The organism is Methylomonas albis (assembly GCF_014850955.1).
GTDB classification, from domain to species: domain Bacteria; phylum Pseudomonadota; class Gammaproteobacteria; order Methylococcales; family Methylomonadaceae; genus Methylomonas; species Methylomonas albis.
Window position 1 is genome coordinate 3,689,623 of record NZ_JACXSS010000001.1, and the last position, 21,713, is coordinate 3,711,335.

Annotated in this window: 14 protein-coding genes, 2 tRNA genes, 3 rRNA genes, 3 pseudogenes and 1 riboswitch; of the genes and pseudogenes, 7 read left to right on the forward strand and 15 right to left on the reverse strand. The window is 49.9% G+C overall.

Annotated elements, in window-relative coordinates:
• Positions 1 to 66: 66 nt before the first annotated feature.
• Positions 67 to 2,091 (reverse strand): hypothetical protein, encoded by a 2,025-nt coding sequence (locus EBA_RS16985; protein ID WP_192375805.1) that lies wholly within the window; start codon positions 2,089 to 2,091, stop codon positions 67 to 69.
• 132 nt (positions 2,092 to 2,223) lie between these two features.
• Complete coding sequence (locus tag EBA_RS16990) at positions 2,224 to 3,189, reverse strand: VPLPA-CTERM sorting domain-containing protein (protein ID WP_192375806.1); 966 nt, start codon at positions 3,187 to 3,189, stop codon at positions 2,224 to 2,226.
• A 90-nt stretch (positions 3,190 to 3,279) separates the two neighbouring features.
• Positions 3,280 to 3,360, reverse strand: a riboswitch (cyclic di-GMP riboswitch).
• Positions 3,361 to 3,815: 455 nt separating this feature from the next.
• Between EBA_RS16990 and EBA_RS16995 the strand changes: the two genes are divergently transcribed.
• The 3 genes from EBA_RS16995 to mtaB are packed head-to-tail and all read left to right on the forward strand — an operon-like array spanning position 3,816 to position 6,716.
• The gene (locus EBA_RS16995; RefSeq protein WP_192375807.1) at positions 3,816 to 5,045 is read left to right on the forward strand and encodes a nucleoside recognition domain-containing protein; all 1,230 of its coding nucleotides are present in this window, start codon (positions 3,816 to 3,818) and stop codon (positions 5,043 to 5,045) included.
• Positions 5,046 to 5,060: 15 nt separating this feature from the next.
• Complete coding sequence (locus EBA_RS17000) at positions 5,061 to 5,426, forward strand: hypothetical protein (protein ID WP_192375808.1); 366 nt, start codon at positions 5,061 to 5,063, stop codon at positions 5,424 to 5,426.
• A 3-nt stretch (positions 5,427 to 5,429) separates the two neighbouring features.
• Entirely contained in the window at positions 5,430 to 6,716 is a 1,287-nt protein-coding gene (gene mtaB, locus EBA_RS17005; RefSeq protein WP_192375809.1) for a tRNA (N(6)-L-threonylcarbamoyladenosine(37)-C(2))-methylthiotransferase MtaB, read from the forward strand.
• A 67-nt stretch (positions 6,717 to 6,783) separates the two neighbouring features.
• Here the strand turns inward: mtaB and EBA_RS17010 are convergent, their stop codons facing one another.
• The gene (locus EBA_RS17010; RefSeq protein ID WP_192375810.1) at positions 6,784 to 7,566 is read right to left on the reverse strand and encodes an MlaA family lipoprotein; all 783 of its coding nucleotides are present in this window, start codon (positions 7,564 to 7,566) and stop codon (positions 6,784 to 6,786) included.
• A gap of 91 nt (positions 7,567 to 7,657) precedes the next feature.
• Here EBA_RS17010 and rnt point away from each other — a divergent pair, with 91 nt between their 5' ends.
• Positions 7,658 to 8,284 carry a ribonuclease T gene (gene rnt / locus EBA_RS17015; RefSeq protein WP_192375811.1) on the forward strand — a complete coding sequence of 209 codons (627 nt, stop codon included), beginning with the start codon at positions 7,658 to 7,660 and terminating at the stop codon, positions 8,282 to 8,284.
• Positions 8,285 to 8,438: 154 nt separating this feature from the next.
• Here rnt and grxD read toward each other — a convergent pair whose 3' ends face one another.
• The 6 genes from grxD to EBA_RS17045 all read right to left on the reverse strand — a co-directional run bounded on the left by grxD (position 8,439) and on the right by EBA_RS17045 (position 14,274).
• Positions 8,439 to 8,759 carry a Grx4 family monothiol glutaredoxin gene (grxD, locus tag EBA_RS17020; protein ID WP_192375812.1) on the reverse strand — a complete coding sequence of 107 codons (321 nt, stop codon included), beginning with the start codon at positions 8,757 to 8,759 and terminating at the stop codon, positions 8,439 to 8,441.
• Between the two features lie 125 nt (positions 8,760 to 8,884).
• Positions 8,885 to 9,000 (reverse strand): 5S ribosomal RNA (gene rrf, locus EBA_RS17025).
• A gap of 195 nt (positions 9,001 to 9,195) precedes the next feature.
• Positions 9,196 to 12,091: ribosomal RNA gene (locus EBA_RS17030) — 23S ribosomal RNA — on the reverse strand.
• 321 nt (positions 12,092 to 12,412) lie between these two features.
• A tRNA-Ala gene (locus EBA_RS17035) sits at positions 12,413 to 12,488 on the reverse strand.
• 114 nt (positions 12,489 to 12,602) lie between these two features.
• Positions 12,603 to 12,679 (reverse strand) — tRNA-Ile (locus tag EBA_RS17040).
• A 61-nt stretch (positions 12,680 to 12,740) separates the two neighbouring features.
• A 16S ribosomal RNA gene (locus EBA_RS17045) occupies positions 12,741 to 14,274 on the reverse strand.
• Together the 16S, 23S and 5S rRNA genes with 2 tRNA genes alongside form the textbook arrangement of a ribosomal RNA operon.
• Before the next feature lie 676 nt (positions 14,275 to 14,950).
• On the opposite strand from EBA_RS17045, the pseudogene istA reads away from it, so the two are divergent.
• The 3 genes and pseudogenes from istA (at position 14,951) to EBA_RS24750 (ending at position 17,356) form a co-directional block, all read left to right on the forward strand.
• Positions 14,951 to 16,495 (forward strand): annotated as a pseudogene (gene istA / locus EBA_RS17050) (IS21 family transposase).
• A gap of 106 nt (positions 16,496 to 16,601) precedes the next feature.
• Entirely contained in the window at positions 16,602 to 16,862 is a 261-nt protein-coding gene (locus EBA_RS24745; RefSeq protein ID WP_324615362.1) for an ATP-binding protein, read from the forward strand.
• 11 nt (positions 16,863 to 16,873) lie between these two features.
• A complete protein-coding gene (locus EBA_RS24750) occupies positions 16,874 to 17,356 on the forward strand; it encodes an ATP-binding protein (protein ID WP_324615380.1) in 483 nt (160 codons plus the stop codon).
• Between the two features lie 104 nt (positions 17,357 to 17,460).
• Here EBA_RS24750 and EBA_RS25025 read toward each other — a convergent pair.
• From EBA_RS25025 to gmd, 6 genes and pseudogenes are all read right to left on the reverse strand, one after another.
• Positions 17,461 to 17,988: pseudogene (locus tag EBA_RS25025) on the reverse strand (IS66 family transposase zinc-finger binding domain-containing protein); the annotation flags it as partial.
• Positions 17,989 to 18,070: 82 nt separating this feature from the next.
• Complete coding sequence (tnpB, locus tag EBA_RS17070) at positions 18,071 to 18,421, reverse strand: IS66 family insertion sequence element accessory protein TnpB (RefSeq protein ID WP_192375813.1); 351 nt, start codon at positions 18,419 to 18,421, stop codon at positions 18,071 to 18,073.
• A complete protein-coding gene (tnpA, locus tag EBA_RS24965; protein ID WP_407663602.1) occupies positions 18,409 to 18,666 on the reverse strand; it encodes an IS66 family insertion sequence element accessory protein TnpA in 258 nt (85 codons plus the stop codon). Before tnpA ends, tnpB begins: the two co-directional genes overlap by 13 nt.
• Before the next feature lie 622 nt (positions 18,667 to 19,288).
• Positions 19,289 to 19,438, reverse strand: a pseudogene (locus tag EBA_RS17075) (transposase); the annotation flags it as partial.
• A gap of 123 nt (positions 19,439 to 19,561) precedes the next feature.
• The gene (gene fcl / locus EBA_RS17080) at positions 19,562 to 20,536 is read right to left on the reverse strand and encodes a GDP-L-fucose synthase (RefSeq protein ID WP_192375814.1); all 975 of its coding nucleotides are present in this window, start codon (positions 20,534 to 20,536) and stop codon (positions 19,562 to 19,564) included.
• A gap of 4 nt (positions 20,537 to 20,540) precedes the next feature.
• Positions 20,541 to 21,662, reverse strand: coding sequence for a GDP-mannose 4,6-dehydratase (gmd, locus tag EBA_RS17085; protein WP_192375815.1), 1,122 nt, complete (start codon positions 21,660 to 21,662; stop codon positions 20,541 to 20,543).
• Positions 21,663 to 21,713 lie beyond the last annotated feature (51 nt).

Here is a 21,713-nt window from a genome sequence, read left to right on the forward strand (position 1 = left end):
ACACGGATACTCAGTAAGAAGGTTTGCAGAATCGGGGGCGACCGGCGCCCCCGACCAACTTAGGATTTACTGCACGGCACAGCGCGGACGGCTGCACAACAAGGTTGCCTGACGCGAATCGAGCACATCGATTTTCAGATCGTTGTTAACGTCTCGGGCGTCAGTGCTGCCATTAGCCGCCGTGTTTTTGGCGGCCAAGATCAGGTTGACATCGTTGAGGTCAACGTCGCCATCGCCGTCGATATCGCCGAGTTTTTGCACATTCACCAAGATCTCGTCGCCTTGCGCAATGGTTTGCGTTTTCTGTCCGGAGGCATCGAACATGGTTTTGAAATCGTTAACCTCGCTGATATCGCTATCGGCGAACAGATTCTGCGCATAGCCGTAGGCCACGGTTTGATATATCAACTCCGCTTGCACGCTGTAGGAACCCGCAGGCAGATTGGCAACCCGATAAGTGACATCGTCGCTGCCGTCGACAAAATCATCGTCGGTCAACGCGCCGCCAACCACTTTGACATCGTCGGAGGCTGTTGCCTTGTTAAAACCACTTGGCAACAAACGGTTATCCTTCAGATAATGATGGCCTCTCAGCAAGGTGTAGGTCACCTCACCGTTATTGTCGCCCATGATCGACTCGTAAACCTGGACTTGGTCCGGCGCAGTGATCAGGTCGTAATGTGGCTCGAAGCCGGCGGGATTACTGTCGGCATCGACACCGACCACGCTGCCGTTAGCATTAACCTTACCCGACTCCCAAACCACATTGCCCTGGCTGTTTTTGACGGCCACGTGCAACAGCGCGCGACGGGAAGGATAAGCAGACGGCAGTTTGTGGCCGGTGGTACTGTTGACGCGTAACACAAACTCCAGTTTGCCTTTCGCTCCGCTTTGCTGAGTATTCAGCAAGGTAGCTGCACTTTGCAGCATGGTGTCGGTGGCTGCCATGGTCGCGGCAAAATTGTTCGACAACACACCCAACTGAGTTTTATTGGTATTAAAAATATCCAGCATCAGCTTGTTACCGCCGACGAATTCGTGAATGGCGAAATTGTTTTTCTTAGTTAAAGCAGCCATGTTACCCGATGGCTGAGTGGAAATATAAACACCGTCTGTACGCGACATATGACATTGCTGGCAACTTTTCGCCAATGGGCCGGCTGGTGCCAGATCGTTGTTATAAGCACTATGCACCCATTCCGAATAAGGCATTTGTTCCGGGAAACGCGATTCCAGGGTTGGGGTCAGGATGTTATCGTTTTCATAGACCGTCGGAGTTTTCAAGTCATGGCAAGTACCGCAAAGCTTGGAACCTGAAATATGCGCGCTATATTGCGGCTTGGCTTTGAGTGCACCACCCAGAGCGGCGTTGTTTTGCATAGGCCCCGGAAATATAGTCGAATAAGGGCCGTACATGATCCGATTGGCGCCGCTGAGCGTCATATCGATTTTATAACCGCCTGTGGAGCCATCTAGGGTTCCCAGCGTAGGATCATCTTTGACCTGATGACACAAACTACAGCTCACACCATCCGCAGCTAAATCATGACGCGAATTCGTAGGACTCAAAATGCCCGGCAGTACCGTGTTATTGACATCCACGGTGTCGAAGATATTAAAACTCTGGCTAACCGCTTTGGCATCGGCATTGACCATCGGTGCGTGACATTTGGTACAGGTGTCGTTGATTTCCGCAGACAGCGCGGGATGCTTTTTCAGTTCGCTTTTGACTTTGGCACGCCACAATGGATCGCGTGACGAGTTGGCCATCATGGTGGCACTCCAGGCTTCGCGAATGGAAACGTCCTTGCCGTTGTTATCGAAATAAGCCAGCGGGCTACCGTTACCGGTACAACCGACTGGAGAATTGACGTAGCGACATTGGGCGGTGGTACTGTCATGGCAGGAACCACAGTTGGCCGAACCCATGAAGTGGGCAATGCCACCGCTGATGGATGGCAAGTAAAACGATGGATTGCCGCTACTGGCGGGCAAGTTCTCGAACGCGAACAGGTTGCTACTATTGAAAAGCACAACCAGAAAAATCAGCCAGGGCGTCCGTCCCGGGGCTGGCAAAATGGATCGAGTCATATCCTATCCTTTATTATTTTTTTAGATTTCCTTGAGCCGAATTCATCCGCCCAATCACAGCCGGTTGCCGATGTATCGGGTTCAAGACCAAAGCGCGGCGACTTGCGCCGCGCTGGTAGTGCGGTGTAGTGCTTAAGAAAGGGTTTTTTTTCGTCTTCCCGTGACACCCAGGCCGGCTAAGGCACTACCGAATAACCAGACGGCGCCGGGAACAGGCACGGCTGAAGTGGTTATATTCAACTGATAATCCGCCACACCAGCTTTCCAGGTGCTAAAGTCAACACCCCCCAGATAAATACTGTAAACATGTCCCGCTTGCGCAGTGAATGTAAATGCGTGAGCCACAGTACTATCAACGTAATCGCTATAACCAATATTGGTTAAGCCAATCGTGCCAAACGGATTGTTCATGTCGTAAGGATGAAGGGTCGTTCCTCCAGGTGAATAGGTACCGTAATTATTCCAACCACCGTGATGTACATAGGCAGCGGTTTGACTATCCATACCGTCGAAAACCGTGATACCGAAACGCGAATATCCCAGTCCCGCTGTCAACACCTCGAGGTTAGTTAGATTCAAGGTCACATTTTGCGTTACATCCGACTCGATCAAGCCGATGTCGGTTTGATGTTTCCAACCGGTCGTCACACCGCCGGTGCTACCACCCGTGTCACGCCAGGCACCACCGCCGGTGTCGATATTCGCAGCGTAACCGTAACGCGCTTGCGCATCGGCCTGGGAAATCTCCGCGCTGTCTCCGGTGGAAGTCAGATGGGCCCCCCAGTTCAACTGCGAAGTACCGCCGTAGTTAAATGGGGTAGCCGAAGTGTACTGAGTAGGATTACTCTCGTTGGTTCCGTAAAATCCGCCGCCAGTTTGACCGCCGCCAGTATAAGCTTGGCCAGCAACGTAATTGATTGCACGCGTTGAGTTGGTGCAGCTAGTACAAAAACCGTATACCCAGCCGTCTGTTGCGGCATCGTTGGCGGCTATAAAGGTGTTGTACATCGTGGTACTAGCAGCCGCGTTGAATGACAAAGCGCCGCCAGCCAAGGTTGTGGCAATTGCCAGGGTTAAACGGGAAGGTTTGAATCTCATAATAGGCCCATAATTTTTATTAGATCAGCACTAACCATGATGAATTTGTCGCTCTCTAACCTGTAGTGGTATGAAAAGCTCCGTTTCATCACAGGCAACCCGGCCGTCTCGCATCCTGCGAGACCCATGGTTTTCCGACCCCGCTTCACAGCGGGTGTAGCTTTATTGGTTTTTTGAATATCCCGTTCAATGATCAATCCGTGACCAAATCCATTAACCTTACGATGCCGCTTTATCCATTCCGCAAAAAACACCGATGCATTTGGTTTTAGCCGGCTATTGCCGACACGGCCACCTCGACCGCGATAAAAGGCAATCAAATTGTGCGCCAAAATAAACTTTCCCAAAAATCAATTAGTTAGCATATTATAAATCCATAATAGTCAGCCTTATCACGCAATCAGATATGCCATTTATGTGATATGACACAATTTAATAAACCAACCAGTTTCAATCAGCAATATTGGTATGTTTCAAAAACCAATATTCAGTCAGCGGAGCCATTTTCCAGCAGCATCTCGACTTGAATTATTTCATTCAAATCAGCAACGGCTGATTTTCAATCGCCTCCCTGCTTTGTTGGTAAAATGCGATCAGTTGTTGCCACCCCACTGTCGTCCGTCATTGTGCTTAACTTAATCTGGGTGTTTTTTTTCCTGTCCGCATTTATCGTCGCGGCGTTTAAGTTATGGGTGCTGGGCGATACCAAGGTATTTGCTGAGTTGATGACGGCGATGTTCAGCCTGTCGAAAACTGCGTTCGAGATTTCGTTGGGCTTGAGCGGCGTATTGGCCTTGTGGTTGGGCATCATGAGAATCGGTGAACATAGCGGCTTCATCAATCTATTGACCAAGGCGCTCAATCCGCTGTTCAGCCGCTTGATGCCGGAGATACCGAAAGATCACCCGGCGCTGGGTGCGATGGTGATGAATATCGCCGCCAACATGCTGGGCCTGGACAATGCCGCAACGCCGATGGGCATCAAGGCGATGCAGGAAATGCAAACTTTGAATCCGCATCCCGAGCGCGCCAGCGACGCGCAGATCATGTTTTTGGTGATCAACACTTCGTCGGTAACGCTGTTTCCGGTGACGATCTTCGCTTACCGGGCTCAGCTCGGCGCCGCCAATCCGACCGACGTGTTCATCCCGATCCTGATCGCGACCTATATGTCGACGCTGACCGGCTTGCTGGCCGTCGCCACCGTGCAGAAGATCAATCTGCTGGACAAGGTGGTGTTGAGTTATCTCGGCGGCATCACCGCATTGGTCGGCGGCATACTGGCCTATTTTGCAGGACTCGATCAGGCCGAGATGCTGAAACAATCTGCCTTAGTCAGCCAGGTAATTTTGTTCAGTCTGGTTGTGTCGTTCATCGCCGCTGCGGCCCTCAAAGGTCTCAATGCTTACGAATTGTTCGTCGAAGGCGCCAAGCACGGTTTTCAAACCGCGATCACCGTCATTCCCTATCTGGTGGCGATGCTGGTGGCTTTCGGGGTGTTTCGGGCCAGCGGTGCGCTGGAATTGATCACCGATGGCATCAGGCTATTGGTCAATGTTGCAGGCATCGACAACCGCTTCATAGACGGCCTGCCGACCGCGTTGATGAAGCCATTCAGCGGCAGCGGGGCGCGGGCGATGATGATAGACACCATGCAAACCCGCGGCGCCGACTCTTTCGCTGGACGCTTGGTGTCGGTGGTGCAAGGCAGTACGGAAACGACCTTTTATGTTCTGGCGGTGTATTTCGGCGCGGTCAACATCAAGCAGATTCGTCATGCCGCCGCCTGCGGCATCGTCGCCGACCTCGGTGGGATAGTTTCCGCGATTTTGGTAACTTATTGGTTTTTTGGTTAATTTCGCCACCAAACAATGAAACATTCTCTACAACAAAATTTATTTTTGTTCACAAATAAGCAGGCGCTAGTAATTGTTGCCTATTCGTTAATTTACCCGCTAATCAGCGCCACAACACTTTTATATGAAAACAGTTTGCCTTTAAGCAATAACTTTTTTGTGTTGTTAGGAATCCTCATAACATTTCCATTCATTCCATTGGCCAGTTCTGCGGGAACCTTTCTAATGCATATCTCAGAGCCATTCATGGACGGTCGTATAGCTTATTTTGTTGGTGCATTTCCCGCCGTCTTAACTCAAGCTTGGCTTTTGATGATTGTGTGTAGATTGGCACGTCGTTGGTTTAATTCTTTCAGAATTTGGATTACAGCAATTTTTTAAAACATGCAGATACATCTCAAAACCCTGGGCTGCCGCCTCAACGAAGCGGAACTCGAAACCTGGGCGCAAGCCTTTCAAGCCAAAGGCCACTCCATCACCCGCACCTTGAGCGACGCGCAATTGGTGATCATCAATTCCTGCGCGGTAACCCAGGACGCGGTGAAAAAATCCAAGCAAATGATCCGCCGCATCCACCGCGACAATCCGGAGGCTAAACTGGTGGTCAGCGGCTGTTATGCAACGTTGAATGAAGAAGAAGCCGCGCAACTGATGGGCGTGGATTTAATCGTCGGCAACCAGGACAAAAACCAGTTGGTGGAAAAAACCCTGGCTGAATTGAACCTGGACAGCATGCCTGCCATGTCAACCGAACCCGGCGAAGTCTCGCTATTCAGCCGCGGCCGACAACGGGCATTTGTCAAAGTACAAGACGGTTGCCGTTACCGTTGCACCTTCTGCATCGTCACCGTCGCCCGTGGCGAGGAAAGCAGCCGCCCCATTCAAGCTGTCATAGACGAAATCAACGCGCTGCACAGCCAAGGCATCAACGAGGCCATCATCACCGGCGTACATCTGGGCGGTTACGGCAGTGACATTTCCAGCAATCTGGTCGAGTTAATTACAGAAATACTCGATAAAACCGCCATTCCGCGCCTTCGTCTCGGTTCGCTGGAACCTTGGGAATTACCCGATGGTTTCTTCGAGCTGTTCAAGAACCCACGGCTAATGCCCCATCTGCATCTACCTTTGCAAAGCGGCAGTGACAGCGTATTACGGCGCATGGCCAGACGTTGTAAAACAGAAGAATTCGCCCAGATCGTCAAATTGGCCAGAGCGGCGATTCCACATTTCAATATCACCACCGACATCATCGTTGGCTTTCCAGGCGAAACCGAACTGGAATGGCAGGAAAGTTTTGATTACATCAAAAGCCTTGGCTTTGGGCATATTCACATTTTTAGCTATTCACCTCGTGAAGGCACCAAAGCGGCGGGTTTACCTGATCAAATCGATCAGAACACAAAGAAACAGCGCAGCAAGCAATTGCATGAATTAGCCGACACAATGAAACACGCGTTTATTGCCGAAAACCTTGGCGCGCAGGCCAACATTTTGTGGGAAGGGCAAAAAGAACCGCAGAACGATGGCACGATCCGCCATTTTGGCTACACGCCAAATTATCTGCGGGTGGCCTGCGATGTGGCGCCTGACCTCATCCTGGAAAATAAGATGGTTGCAGGGGAATTGCTTAAAGCTGACCAGGATTTCGTGCTTGTACGCTTGATTTAACTCAATAAAAAAGGCCGCAAAGCGGATTGCTTTGCGGCCTTTTTACAGCAGAGCTAGCTGTCTCTAATTAATAAGGATTCGGATCGAGGGGGCCATGGCCACCACCCTGCATCTCTTCGAACTTCAACACATCTTCGTCCGGAACCTTGCCATCGTGAACCAAGTAATTACGCCTGGAAAGATAGGCATTTTTAAAAAACTCGTAACGATCAAGCGCAGCTTCGGTGGCGACTTTTTCCATGCCCAGCAGATCTGAACGCGCGTCGATTACTTTCAATGCACCAGGGCCAATCGAAACAGCCGCACCAATCCAATTTGGATTTATATATATGCCGGCATAAGTAAACGGATTCATAGCCGCATCTCCAACCAAGCCAAATACACCACGCGGTGAACTAGGTCCGAAAAACGGCAGGACCAAGTAAGGACCGGTCGGGACTCCCCAATAGCCTAAGGTTTGATCAAAGTCTTCATTATGCTTGGGCAAATCGATCATCGTTCCGACATCGATCAGACCCGCAACACCGATTGTGGTATTCACCAAGAAACGCGCACCATCTTGACCGGATTGAACAAGCTTACCTTGTAAAACGTCGTTGGTACAAACACCTATATCGTCGACATTACTGAAGAAATTGGTAACGGCTTGGTCCGCAAAATCCGGCATAACCCAATCGTAGCCTTTTGCCACCGGTTTCATGACATAATCATCTACGCCATCGTTAAACGATTGCACATCTCTGTTCCAACCTTCCCAAGGATCTTTAGGGTCGACACCACCAGTTGTGGCACAACCGCTTAACATAGTCAGTAGCCCTACGATCAACCAACCTTTTTTCCCGTCTTGCATAACTTCACCTCACCAAATGAATATTGTTTATACCGATCCAAAACTCACGTAACATACAGTACAATCGACTCTTCTATCCAAGCACAACTCAATGGAAATAAACCTAAATCCGTTAGGCAACCGTTTTAGAGGTTACCTTCCTGTTATTGTCGATATAGAGACCGCCGGCTTTAATTCGAAAAAAAACCCACTCTTGGAAATCGCCGCAGTTATAGTTGAACCAGACACCGATGGTTGGTTACATATCACCGAAAAACATCACTGCAATATTATCCCCTTCAAAAACTCCGAACTGGATGACGCGGCTCTCAAATTTACCGGTATCGACCCGTACCATCCTTTCCGTATGGCTATAGAAGAGAAGGATGCGCTAACTAAACTGTTTACCCCCATAAAAGCCGCGGTAAAGCGTAACGAATGCAAACGGGCGATTTTGGTTGGTCACAACCCTGCTTTCGATATCAACTTTTTAAACGCTGCTATAGAGCGTACAAACCATAAACGGAGTCCATTTCACCCATTCAGTAGCTTCGACACTGCAACACTGGGAGGGTTAATGTACGGTCAAACAGTCCTAGCAAAAATTGCTCAAGCCGCCGGATTTACCTGGGATAACGAGAGAGCACATTCAGCACTCTACGACGCCGAACAAACCGCCGAGTTGTTTTGCCTGATTATCAACCGATGGAAAAAATTAAGCGAGTACGAAGCGACATAAATCTACTCAATTAGCGATATATCGCACATTACATTATTGACTGAGCTCCAATCACTAAACTTAATTGAGAGCATGTTAAGTAGAGGGCGAACCATGACGCTAGGCCCATCGCGATTTTTAGGCTAGGAGAGACCCTGCTGTAGACCTTTAGCACTTAGAGTTTATTTCCGCTATTAGCGAGCATATTGGTTAGCTCACCTTTGCTATACAAATCCATGACGATATCGCAGCCGCCCACCAATTCGCCTTTGATATACAGCTGCGGATAGGTCGGCCAATGAGAGTATTCTTTTAGCGCGTCACGCAACTCCGGATCTTCAAATATATTAACGTGCGCGTAATTGGCGTTGCAGGCTTCCAATGCCTGCACAACCCGACTGGAAAACCCGCATTGTGGAAAATCGGGCGTACCTTTCATGTACAACACTACCGGGTTACTGGCTAATTGGGCTTGGATTCTGTCTACTACACTCATGACTATACTCACTGAATAATTATCGTAACCTGATTCTAGCAACCGCTGTAGTAATTTTGAAGCTATTGCAGGTAGTCAGGCCAAAAAAAAGCCCCACTAGTATTAGAGGGGCTTTTGGTATAAGAGCTTGGCGATGACCTACTTTCACATGGCAACCTGCCACACTATCATCGGCGCTAAGCGGTTTCACTTCCGAGTTCGGGATGGGATCGGGTGGTTCACGCTCGCTATGTTCACCAAGCAAACTGGTTTGGCTGTTGTTGCAGCCATCATGCACAGGTTATAAGCTTTCGCTGTTAGGCTGATCTTGCTTTCCGCTTTCACGCTTAGCGTAGAGTTTGCCTCTGACCTGTTGTTCATGGAAATCTGTATCGAGCTTGTCGTTCTCAGTTAGTTATCAGCTTGTCAACTGTTACCCAAACGCATTGGGTGTTATATGGTCAAGCCTCACGGGCAATTAGTACACGTTAGCTACGCCCATTACTGGACTTCCACACCGTGCCTATCAACGTCGTAGTCTCCGACGGCCCTTCAGGGGACTTAAAGTCCCAGTGAGATCTCATCTTGGGAGGGGCTTCCCGCTTAGATGCTTTCAGCGGTTATCCTGTCCGAACGTGGCTACCCGGCAATGCCATTGGCATGACAACCGGAACACCAGAGGTTCGTCCACTCCGGTCCTCTCGTACTAGGAGCAGCTTCCCTCAAATCTCAAACGCCCACGGCAGATAGGGACCGAACTGTCTCACGACGTTCTGAACCCAGCTCGCGTACCACTTTAAATGGCGAACAGCCATACCCTTGGGACCTGCTTCAGCCCCAGGATGTGATGAGCCGACATCGAGGTGCCAAACACCGCCGTCGATATGAACTCTTGGGCGGTATCAGCCTGTTATCCCCGGCGTACCTTTTATCCGTTGAGCGATGGCCCTTCCATACAGAACCACCGGATCACTATGACCTACTTTCGTACCTGCTCGACTTGTCCGTCTCGCAGTCAAGCACCCTTATGCCATTGCACTCATTGCCTGATTTCCGACCAGGCTGAGGGTACCTTCGTGCTCCTCCGTTACTCTTTAGGAGGAGACCGCCCCAGTCAAACTACCCACCAGACACTGTCCCTAACCCGGATAACGGGTCGAGGTTAGAACTCCAAACATACCAGGGTGGTATTTCAAGGTTGGCTCCACGAGAACTAGCGTTCCCGCTTCAAAGCCTCCCACCTATCCTACACAAGTAGGTTCAAAGTCCAGTGTCAAGCTATAGTAAAGGTGCACGGGGTCTTTCCGTCTAGCCGCGGGTACACTGCATCTTCACAGCGATTTCAATTTCACTGAGTCCCAGGTGGAGACAGTGTGGCCATCGTTACGCCATTCGTGCAGGTCGGAACTTACCCGACAAGGAATTTCGCTACCTTAGGACCGTTATAGTTACGGCCGCCGTTTACTGGGGCTTCGATCAAGAGCTTCTCCGAAGATAACCCCATCAATTAACCTTCCAGCACCGGGCAGGCGTCACACCCTATACGTCCACTTTCGTGTTTGCAGAGTGCTATGTTTTTGCTAAACAGTCGCAGCCACCGATTTTTTGCAACCCCCTTCCGCTCCGTGAGCAAGTCACTTCACGTAATGAGGGCATACCTTCTCCCGAAGTTACGGTATCATTTTGCCTAGTTCCTTCACCTGGGTTCTCTCAAGCGCCTTAGAATTTTCATCCCACCCACCTGTGTCGGTTTGGGGTACGGCCACTAGTAACCTGAAGCTTAGAGGTTTTTCCTGGAAGCAGGGCATCTATCACTTCGCTGCTCTTTCGAACCGCTCGTCATCACGTCTCAGCATAAAGCACCCCGGATTTGCCTAAGATGCATGCCTACCTGCTTAAACGGCCACTTCCAACCGACCGCTGATATAGCCTTCTCCGTCACCCCATCGCAGTTACTACTGGTACAGGAATATTAACCTGTTTTCCATCGACTACGCTTTTCAGCCTCGCCTTAGGTGCCGACTAACCCTGCGTCGATTAACGTTGCGCAGGAAACCTTGGGTTTTCGGCGAGGGGGTTTTTCACCCCCTTTATCGTTACTTATGTCAGCATTCGCACTTCCGATACCTCCAGCCGACTTCTCAATCGACCTTCGCAGGCGTACGGAACGCTCCTCTACCACTCACGCTTAACGCGCAAATCCGTAGCTTCGGTACTATGCTTAGCCCCGGTAAATCTTCCGCGCAGACCGACTCGACCAGTGAGCTATTACGCTTTCTTTAAAGGATGGCTGCTTCTAAGCCAACCTCCTGGCTGTCTGTGCCTTTCCACATCGTTTCCCACTGAGCATAGATTTGGGGACCTTAGCTGACGGTCTGGGCTGTTTCCCTTTTCACGACGGACCTTATCACCCGCCGTGTGTCTCCCGTGCTTGCACTTGCTGGTATTCGGAGTTTGCATCGGGTTGGTAAGTCGGGATGACCCCCTAGCCGAAACAGTGCTCTACCCCCAGCAGTGATACACGAGGCGCTACCTAAATAGCTTTCGAGGAGAACCAGCTATCTCCGAGCTTGATTAGCCTTTCACTCCGATCCACAACTCATCCCCGTATTTTTCAACAGACGTGGGTTCGGCCCTCCAGTTAGTATTACCCAACCTTCAGCCTGGTCATGGATAGATCGCCCGGTTTCGGGTCTACACCTTGCGACTAAACGCCCTATTAAGACTCGCTTTCGCTACGCCTCCCCTATTCGGTTAAGCTTGCCACAAAATGTAAGTCGCTGACCCATTATACAAAAGGTACGCAGTCACCCCACGAAGGGGCTCCCACTGCTTGTACGCATACGGTTTCAGGTTCTATTTCACTCCGCTCTCCGCGGTTCTTTTCGCCTTTCCCTCACGGTACTAGTTCACTATCGGTCAGTAAGGAGTATTTAGCCTTGGAGGATGGTCCCCCCATATTCAGTCAAAGTTTCACGTGCTCCGACCTACTCGATTTCACTAGAAAAAGGTTTTCGTGTACGGGGCTATCACCCTGTATCGCCGGACTTTCCAGACCGTTCCACTAACCTTATCCTAGCTTAAGGGCTAGTCCCCGTTCGCTCGCCACTACTTAGGGAATCTCGGTTGATTTCTTTTCCTCCGGGTACTTAGATGTTTCAGTTCTCCGGGTTCGCTTCAGTGAGCTATGTATTCACTCAAAGATGACGTGCTTATGCACGCCGGGTTTCCCCATTCGGACATCTCTGGATCACAGCCAGTTTGCAGGCTCCCCAAAGCTTTTCGCATGCTACAACGTCCTTCATCGCCTCTTACTGCCTAGGCATTCACCGTATGCGCTTATTCACTTGACCATATAACCCGAATACGTCTGTACTTTGGTTATACTGTCAGCTGACATTTTCGCTGATTTTTTCTGCTTGAGAACGACATGCTGCCTGACCTCTGCCGTTCTCTTTCGAGAATGACGTCATTCAAACCGCAACTCGTTTTAGTTCGATCATTGCTGATCGTTACTATAGTTACAGATTTCCATATTGTTAAAGAGCTATCGGTACGAATACCAATGCTATAAAGTCTTTATCTACTCATTGAGATAAAACCTTATAGCGCTGACGTCCTAACATCGACTATCTACTTATGACGAACTGGTTTACCCTCAGCGTTCAGCATGATGGTGGAGCCAGGGAGGATCGAACTCCCGACCTCCTGCGTGCAAGGCAGGCGCTCTCCCAGCTGAGCTATGGCCCCTAAAACAGACTAAAGACCAAGACTCAAGCCAAAATCCGACTTCGCCCAATGTTCCACTCTAGCCAGAATCATTGTCTGTTCGTATTCGCCTTGTCGCTTTCGCCTTTTATGCGTTGGTGGGTCTGGGAGGAGTTGAACCTCCGACCTCACCCTTATCAGGGGTGCGCTCTAACCAACTGAGCTACAGACCCAGGTGCGTCTTTCAATCGAAATAATTTGTTGTGAGTACGTATGACAGTTACTCTGTCTTTGTAAGGAGGTGATCCAGCCCCAGGTTCCCCTAGGGCTACCTTGTTACGACTTCACCCCAGTCATGAATCACAAAGTGGTAAGCGCCCTCCCGAAGGTTAAACTACCTACTTCTTTTGCAACCCACTCCCATGGTGTGACGGGCGGTGTGTACAAGGCCCGGGAACGTATTCACCGCGGCATTCTGATCCGCGATTACTAGCGATTCCGACTTCACGCAGTCGAGTTGCAGACTGCGATCCGGACTGGGACCGGCTTTTTGGGATTCGCTTACTCTCGCGAGTTCGCAGCCCTCTGTACCGGCCATTGTAGCACGTGTGTAGCCCTACCCATAAGGGCCATGATGACTTGACGTCGTCCCCACCTTCCTCCGGTTTATCACCGGCAGTCTCCCTAGAGTTCCCGCCATTACGCGCTGGCAACTAAGGATAAGGGTTGCGCTCGTTACGGGACTTAACCCAACATCTCACGACACGAGCTGACGACAGCCATGCAGCACCTGTGTTCGAGTTCCCGAAGGCACTCTCTCATCTCTGAAAGATTCTCGACATGTCAAGGGTAGGTAAGGTTCTTCGCGTTGCATCGAATTAAACCACATGCTCCACCGCTTGTGCGGGCCCCCGTCAATTCATTTGAGTTTTAGCCTTGCGGCCGTACTCCCCAGGCGGTCAACTTAATACGTTAGCTCCACTACTAAGTTCTTTAAGAACCCAACAGTTAGTTGACATCGTTTACGGCGTGGACTACCAGGGTATCTAATCCTGTTTGCTACCCACGCTTTCGTACCTCAGCGTCAGTTTTAGTCCAGGGAGCCGCCTTCGCCACTGGTGTTCCTTCAGATCTCTACGCATTTCACCGCTACACCTGAAATTCCACTCCCCTCTACTAAACTCTAGCCTGCCAGTATCAAATGCAGTTCCCAGGTTAAGCCCAGGGCTTTCACATCTGACTGAACAAGCCGCCTACGCACGCTTTACGCCCAGTAATTCCGATTAACGCTTGCACCCTCCGTATTACCGCGGCTGCTGGCACGGAGTTAGCCGGTGCTTCTTGTATAGGTAATGTCAGTCTACCGGGTATTAACCGATAGGTATTCCTTCCTATTGAAAGTGCTTTACAACCCTCAGGCCTTCTTCACACACGCGGTATTGCTGGATCAGGCTTTCGCCCATTGTCCAATATTCCCCACTGCTGCCTCCCGTAGGAGTCTGGGCCGTGTCTCAGTCCCAGTGTGGCTGATCATCCTCTCAGACCAGCTATGGATCGTCGCCTTGGTAGGCCATTACCCTACCAACTAGCTAATCCAACATAGGCTCATCTATTAGCGCCAGGTCCGAAGATCCCCAGCTTTCCCCCGTAGGGCGTATGCGGTATTAGCGTGAGTTTCCCCACGTTGTCCCCCACTAATAGGCAGATTCCTATGCATTACTCACCCGTCCGCCACTCGTCAGCGCCCGAAGGCCTGCTACCGTTCGACTTGCATGTGTTAAGCATACCGCCAGCGTTCAATCTGAGCCATGATCAAACTCTTCAGTTTAATTTTAACTTGTTACTAAACAAGATTAGTAACCAATCTTGGCTCGACTACAGAACATCTTTTCTTGCGAATTGACGTGGTTTCTGTGTCGACTATCTCTATAACAGAGCATCGCCATCACACATACCCACACAAATTATTTCGATTTAGTTTGTTAAAGAGCCAGAGCACTTTGCCCTGTTGAGCCGACGTATTCTACAGCGTTTTCAGTTTCTGTCAAATTTATTTTTAAGTCATTTCAAAAAACCGAAACACCAAAAAAAAAAAAACGAATCCACCAATCAACAGCCTCAAACCCGCCGAACCAAGCCGACCGCTTTACCACCAAAACCAAGTTGCTTTAGCAGTGAAGAGCCGTCCATTCTAGTCATACAAACTCTAGGCGTCAAGCACTATTTTATTCAGCACCCTTAAGCCTTTACGCGAGCGCGGATGCGAGCCTGGAGTAAATATCGCCCAGCGTATTCTGGCTCAACCTGAACACTCATTCTGGTCCAATCTGAACACCGATTCTGATTTAATTTGAACACTGATTCTGGTTTCAAGCTGAACACTTTTTTGGATTTTCCAGAATCGGTGTTCAACATGCCAGAATCGCTGTTCAGGTTGCCAGAATCCCACCTAACGCATTGTTTATCCAACCAGACTATTCTTTCCGCCTTTTTTTGGAAAGGATATGCTAGCAAAGAGAACAACCATGCGAAATTTAAGAGAAGTTCTTAGGCTGAGTTTCAGCGCCGGATTGAGCATCCGGAAAATCAGTGTCAGCACCAAGATCAGCGTCGGCAGCATTCAAAACCTGTTGAAACGGGCCGAAGCTTTAAACCTTTCCTGGCCGATACCGGACGATTGGGATGATCAAACCTTAGCCCTGAAGTTTTATCCCCGTTCGGATGCCCGGCCTTCAGCCAAATACCAGGAGCCGGTCTGGACAGAAGCCCACTTGGAGTTGAAGAAAAAAGGCGTCACCAAGCAATTGCTGTGGGAAGAGTATGCCCAACACTATCCGAACCGTTGCTATAGCTACTCACAGTTCTGCGCCCGCTATGCCGATTGACTGAAGAAGCAAAAACGCTCCATGCGCCAAGCGCATCGCGCCGACGAGAAGTTGTTTATCGATTATGCCGGGCCCACGATACCGGTGGTGTGCGCATCCAGCGGCGAAATCCGTAGCGCGCAAATCTTTGTGGCGGTGTTGGGCGCATCCAATTACACCTTCGCCGAGACCACCTGGAGCCAGAGCCTGCCGGATTGGTTGAGTAGTCACGTTCGCGCCTTTGAGTTTTTCGGCGGTACACCGGTGATGTTGATTCCGGACAATTTAAAGAGCGGGGTCAATAAAGCTTGCCGTTACGAACCCGAACTCAATCCCAGTTATCAACAACTGGCGGCCCATTATGCGGTCGCCGTGGTGCCTGCCAGGCCCTATAAACCCAAGGATAAGGCCAAGGCCGAAGTCGGTGTTCAGATTGTGGAACGCTGGATCATGGCCAAACTCCGGCATCAAACCTTTTTCTCCCTGGCTGAGCTGAACCAATGTATTCGTGGCTTATTGACGGCGTTGAATCAAAAGCCGTTCAAGCAATGGCCGGGCAACCGTCGGCAGTGGTTCGAACAACTGGACCGGCCGGCGCTGTCACCATTACCCAGGTACGCTTATCAGTACACTGACATCAAAACCGCCCGCGTCAATATCGATTACCACATTATCTAGGATGCACATCTTTACTCGGTGCCCCCATCATTGTGTCGGCGAACCGGTTGAACTGCATGCCGGCGACCAGCTGATTGAAGTCTATTTTCACGGTAAACGCATCGCCAGCCATGTCAGGAGGTTCTATCCCGGCACCACCACGGAACCAGGGCACATGCCGGAACGCCACGCCAGGCATCAGCAATGGACGCCAGGCAGGTTAATGAGCTGGGCACAATCTATCGGGCCCGAGGTACTTGACTGGGTCAAAGCGCAGTTACGGCGTAAAGAACACCCCGAGCAAGCCTACCGGGTCTGTCTCGGTTTATTGAGCCTGAGCCGCAGCTATCCCGCCGAACGTTTGAATCAAGCCTGTGCGCTGGGCAATAAAGACTCACTGTTCAAATTGAAAAACGTCAAAGCCATTTTGCAAAGCAACCTGGACAAGCTACCGAATCCGTGCCGGTGCAAATTTCCTTGCTGCCTCAAGACCATGAAAACATTCGCGGAGCCCACAGTTTTCACTAATCATTAAACCCATCCCATCGGGCATAGGGGCGGCCAATCCTTGATTATTTTCAAGGGCATGCTCCGAAGCCCGGTGTTTATTCCTAGCAACAAACAGGTTCACACCATGATTGAAAGTACACTCCAACAACTACGGCATCTCAAACTCAGCGGCATGGCTTCTGCACTTCAAACTCAACTCGAACAGCCCGGCACCTATGAAGGCTTGGCCTTTGCCGAACGCTTGCAATTTTTAGTGGATCATGAAGACCAGGACCGAAACCAGCGCAAGCAGGATCGCTTGATACGGGCCGCGCAATTTAAACTCAAGGGCCGGCCAAAGACATTGATTATCAACACACCAGGGGCCTACAGCAGTCACAAATAGCCTCGTTACTGCTGTGTGACTGGATCAACAAAGCCCAGAACCTGTTACTGACCGGTCCTTGCGGCAGCGGCAAAACCTATATTGCCTGCGCACTGGGTTCTCAAGCGTGCTTGAAAGGCTACAGCGTCAAATATTACAGGCTTTCGCGCCTCATCCTAGCCTTGACGCAAGCCAAAGCCGATGGCAGCTACCCTAAATTGCTCAAAGCCATCGCCGGCCTGGACTTGCTCATCATTGACGACTGGGGCCTAGAACCTTTAAACGCCGCCACCCGAAATGACTTGATGGAAATTATGGATGACCGCTATCAGCAATCGGCAACCCTCATGATCAGTCAATTGCCAACAGAACAGTGGTATCAATCCATTGGGGATAATACCTTGGCCGACGCTATTTTAGATCGACTGATTCACAACTCGCACCGGATAAATTTGAAAGGGGAATCGATGCGAAAAATAATGAATTCCTTGACCCAAGTTGAACACCTAGAGTAAAAATTCACTTCCACCGATGCGTTAGGTTTTAGGTGTTCAAGTTCGGCCAGAATCACTGTTCAAATTAATCAGAATACGCACCAGCAAAGTCGGGGGCTTTATCCTGCATATTGCGGACGAATGTGCCGATGCACGAAAAATTTGGCCGGCTCGACATCCAGTTGTTTGCTGATGTCTTCGCCGATCTTGATCAAATCGCGCCCGCATTGGCCGCAGGTGCAAGATGCCGGTTCGTGACGATGTTCGACGCGCGGCAAATGAGGTGGAAAGGGTTGAAGACCGGCGCGTGGGCGTTTCGGGCGGACTACCGTTTCACAAGGGTTCGTGTCTTGGAGTTGTTCGACTTCAGCTTCGATGGCCGACATGTCGGTATCCAGGTTTCCTCGAACACATCTCGCAGCAACGGGGCCAAGGCTTCGCTTTTAGTACTAAATCGGGATGCGCTTGTAATAAGCCAGTTCGTGCGTCAGCGCAGCGATTTTGACGTCTTTGGCATTAATGATGGCCCCTTTGGCTTGGATGATCTTAGCATCCCGTTCCGCCTGCTCGATCAGCGATTGAATCAATGCCGCCACCTCGGTTTTGGCAGCAGGATCCAGGTTCAATTGATCGAGTTTAGAAAGCGAATTCATAACGGCTATTATACCGTAACAAGCCCTATTAACCTTGATATTACTGGAGTTGCATAGGATTGAAGCGAGTCTTTTCACCGAGTTAGACATGCCAATCGGGTTGACATTTTGCCGATAGCCGCTGCCAGTCGACACCGGCAACCAACCATTGCCACTGCGCCTGACTGATCGCAAAAACAACATCGTCAGCCCTCGGCCAGACAAAACTGCCCTGATGCAAACGCCGTTGGCATAACCACATGCCACTACCATCCCACAGCAACAGCCGCAATCGGTTGCCAGCTCGGTTGCGAAAGATAAACGCAGATCCGGCACAAGGCGAATGCCCCAGGTTCTGCTGAACGATGATCGACAAACCATCCAGGCCCCGCCGCATATCGACCGGCGCTACTGCCAACCAAACTTGCGATGGGGTATCGATCAAGCCAAGCATCGCAACAACTCCGCGACCCAGTTCGCTGACACGGAAGCCGGTAATTCCAAGCGATGGCCTTGAGCATGCGTAAACACAATCGCCCCACTTGGCGCAGGCTCAACCTGCACCGGTATCAGGGCAGACGATACGGTCGCCGATAATTTGCGATAGTCGCTCAGCCGCACCGTGAACGTGCGGAGGTCAATATGCTGCTCAGCGCAATACCCTGCTTGCGATAGACCACTGCGTTGCCACGCTTCAATATACTAACGCCATTTCGATGTAATCGCCATTACTTCTCCTGGTCAAATAATCACAGGATGCCGCAGGACAAATATTTTTTACATGTAGAACGGATGGTTGCTTACATTACTAAATTGATGAGTATGAGAATACCGATGCATGATACTGGGGCGGAGTTCCTCGTAGTAGCAAAGAAGCGTTTGTAATGAACCTGGAGCGAAGGGGCAGCATCAGGCAACTTTTGTTGATGTCACAACTGTCGAATGGCAGGAGGATGATGTGAGCGAGACAAAGCCATTTGTCATTTCAAAATGGCAAGTAATGCGCGCATTTGAGTTGCTGAAAGCCAATGCATGCCTGTGGTTTACTCACCAACGATGCGCTAGCGAGTGAAGGTTGAGTAGTCCCTGGAAGCCTTAGCGCCGGGCGGGTTTTCGCAGCGAAGCGGAGACAACCTGCAAGGCATCGCGACACGGCGTCAAGTCATGCGAGAGCCGATGTTTCGACCCCCAGTTGGGTCGAAACGAGGTGACGCGGACGAATCGGGGCCGCCGAAGGCATAAACTGCCAGCAATTTTTCGCGCTGAAATCGGATGGGACCCATTTCAGCTTTACCGAAAAATGCTGGCGCTCTTGTATTCAGCTTTCTTTCTGGCTTGCGAGCTTTCGGAAATCCTCGCCCAAATGCCTGCGCAACGCCCTATACAGCGTTCGACGACGGCACTTCGGAATAAACACAACGTGATATTTGCACTCCCATTTCGAGTGGCTTAAGCTCTCGTTCTCGTTCATCAGGTTCTCCTCTTGCGCTTGCTTGACGGCTCACGCTCTCGAGCTTCCTGATGGATCTTCTAAATGTCAAACTCTTGCTGTCTCCCCGGCAGAGGAGTCGGGGGATTTCTCAATTTTGGTTAACTATTGCGCTTTAAACTGGCCTTGATGCTCGACAAACCATTGATAGGTGCGATCAAGCCCTTCTTTTAACGCAATTTTCGGCTGCCAACCCAGAGACTTAAGCTTTGAGATATCCATCAATTTTCGCGGAGTACCATCCAGCTTGGTACTGTCCCAACTAATTTGCCCCTGATAACCAACGACATCTTGGATGGTTTCAGCCAATTCACGAACCGTTACATCTTCACCAGTCCCAACATTTAAATGCGACAGCATGGGCTCAGTACAAGATTGATATTGCTCTTTGTCCAAAGCGATTACGTGTAGACAAGCAGCAGCCATATCCTCGACGTGCAAAAACTCGCGCATAGCTTTACCGGTTCCCCATACACTGACAGTTGGCGAATTGCTAACCTTGGCATCGTGAAACTTTCTTATCAACGCGGGGATAACATGACTATTTTCCAAATGAAAATTATCGTTTTCACCGTACAAATTAGTCGGCATTACTGAGCGATACTCCACGCCATATTGGCGATTGTAAGACTCGCACAATTTTATACCGGTAATCTTGGCAATTGCATAGGGTTCATTGGTTGATTCCAACCCCCCCGTCAACAGAGCACCCTCTCGCATCGGCTGTTCAGCGAATTTTGGATATATACAAGAACTCCCCAAAAACAACAGTAGTTTACATCCAACCAGCCAAGCCTGATGAACCACATTGGCTTCCATCATCAAGTTTTGATAGATAAACTCCGCCGGATACTCATTGTTGGCATGGATACCGCCTACTTTGGCAGCAGCCAAAATCACCTGATCTGGACGCTCTTGTTCCATGAAGACCCGCACAGCCGTTTGATCGGTCAAATCCAATTCAGCATGCGTACGCACCACAATATTTTGATAACCGGCCTCAACCAATTGCCGATAAATAGCCGAACCCACCATACCTCGGTGGCCCGCCAGATAAATCTTATCTTGCTTCTCAACCATGCTGCTACTCCCGGCTAACCGCCACGTTATAACCCTGTTTTTTCAGTAAAGCATGTTTTTGCGCTTGCTCATGATCATAAGCCACCATTTCGGCTACCATTTCCTGTAACGTAATCTGCGGCACCCAACCTAATTTGTTCTTGGCATTACTAGGATCACCCAACAGCGTTTCCACTTCGGCAGGTCTAAAATAGCGCGGATCAATAGCGACGATGTTTTGACCAACCACCATACCAGACGCTTTGTCACCGACAATAGCAACAATATACCCTTTTTCGTCTACTCCAGAGCCTTCCCAACGAATAGATACACCCAATTCTTTAGCTGACATTTCGATAAATTGTCTTACCGAATACTGCACACCCGTGGCGATTACAAAATCCTCGGGGTGATCTTGCTGCAACATCATCCATTGCATGCGCACATAATCCTTAGCATGCCCCCAGTCTCGAAGAGAATCCATATTTCCCATGTATAGGCACTTATCCAGACCAATAGCGATATTGCTGAGGCCGCGAGTAATTTTTCTCGTCACGAAAGTTTCACCTCTACGCGGCGATTCGTGATTGAACAAAATACCGTTACACGCATACATACCATAAGCTTCACGATAATTAACGGTGATCCAATACGCGTAGAGTTTGGCTACCGCATAGGGAGATCTTGGATAAAACGGCGTAGTCTCTTTTTGCGGAATTTCCTGGACCAACCCGTACAATTCAGAAGTTGATGCCTGGTAAAAACGTGTGGTTTTCTCCATGCCGAGAAAACGAATGGCTTCCAAAAGCCGTAATGTACCCATGCCATCAACGTCTGCGGTATATTCCGGAGATTCGAACGATACAGCGACATGGCTCATAGCCCCCAAGTTATAGACTTCATCGGGACCGATTTCACTGAGAATCCGCGTCAGATTCGAGCTATCGGTCAAATCGCCATAATGTAGGAAAAACTTGGGGTCCTTGATATGCGGATCTTGATAAATATGATCTACTCGCTCGGTATTAAATAAAGACGAACGCCGTTTAATACCATGCACTTCATAGCCTTTCTCCAGCAAAAACTCAGCAAGATAGGATCCATCTTGACCGGTTATGCCAGTAATCAACGCTTTTTTACTACTCATTTACAGCTCCTTTTCTTCTGAGTCAAATTCGACATAAACGTTTCCAAGCCG

Coding starts and splice junctions, on each gene's coding strand:
- EBA_RS16985 (WP_192375805.1), bottom strand. CDS start 2,091: ATGACTCGATCCATTTTGCCAGCCCCGGGACGGACGCCCTGGCTGATT.
- EBA_RS16990 (WP_192375806.1), bottom strand. CDS start 3,189: ATGAGATTCAAACCTTCCCGTTTAACCCTGGCAATTGCCACAACCTTG.
- EBA_RS17000 (WP_192375808.1), top strand. CDS start 5,061: ATGAAACATTCTCTACAACAAAATTTATTTTTGTTCACAAATAAGCAG.
- mtaB (WP_192375809.1), top strand. CDS start 5,430: ATGCAGATACATCTCAAAACCCTGGGCTGCCGCCTCAACGAAGCGGAA.
- EBA_RS17010 (WP_192375810.1), bottom strand. CDS start 7,566: ATGCAAGACGGGAAAAAAGGTTGGTTGATCGTAGGGCTACTGACTATG.
- rnt (WP_192375811.1), top strand. CDS start 7,658: ATGGAAATAAACCTAAATCCGTTAGGCAACCGTTTTAGAGGTTACCTT.
- grxD (WP_192375812.1), bottom strand. CDS start 8,759: ATGAGTGTAGTAGACAGAATCCAAGCCCAATTAGCCAGTAACCCGGTA.
- EBA_RS24745 (WP_324615362.1), top strand. CDS start 16,602: ATGATTGAAAGTACACTCCAACAACTACGGCATCTCAAACTCAGCGGC.
- tnpB (WP_192375813.1), bottom strand. CDS start 18,421: ATGCTTGGCTTGATCGATACCCCATCGCAAGTTTGGTTGGCAGTAGCG.
- fcl (WP_192375814.1), bottom strand. CDS start 20,536: ATGGTTGAGAAGCAAGATAAGATTTATCTGGCGGGCCACCGAGGTATG.
- gmd (WP_192375815.1), bottom strand. CDS start 21,662: ATGAGTAGTAAAAAAGCGTTGATTACTGGCATAACCGGTCAAGATGGA.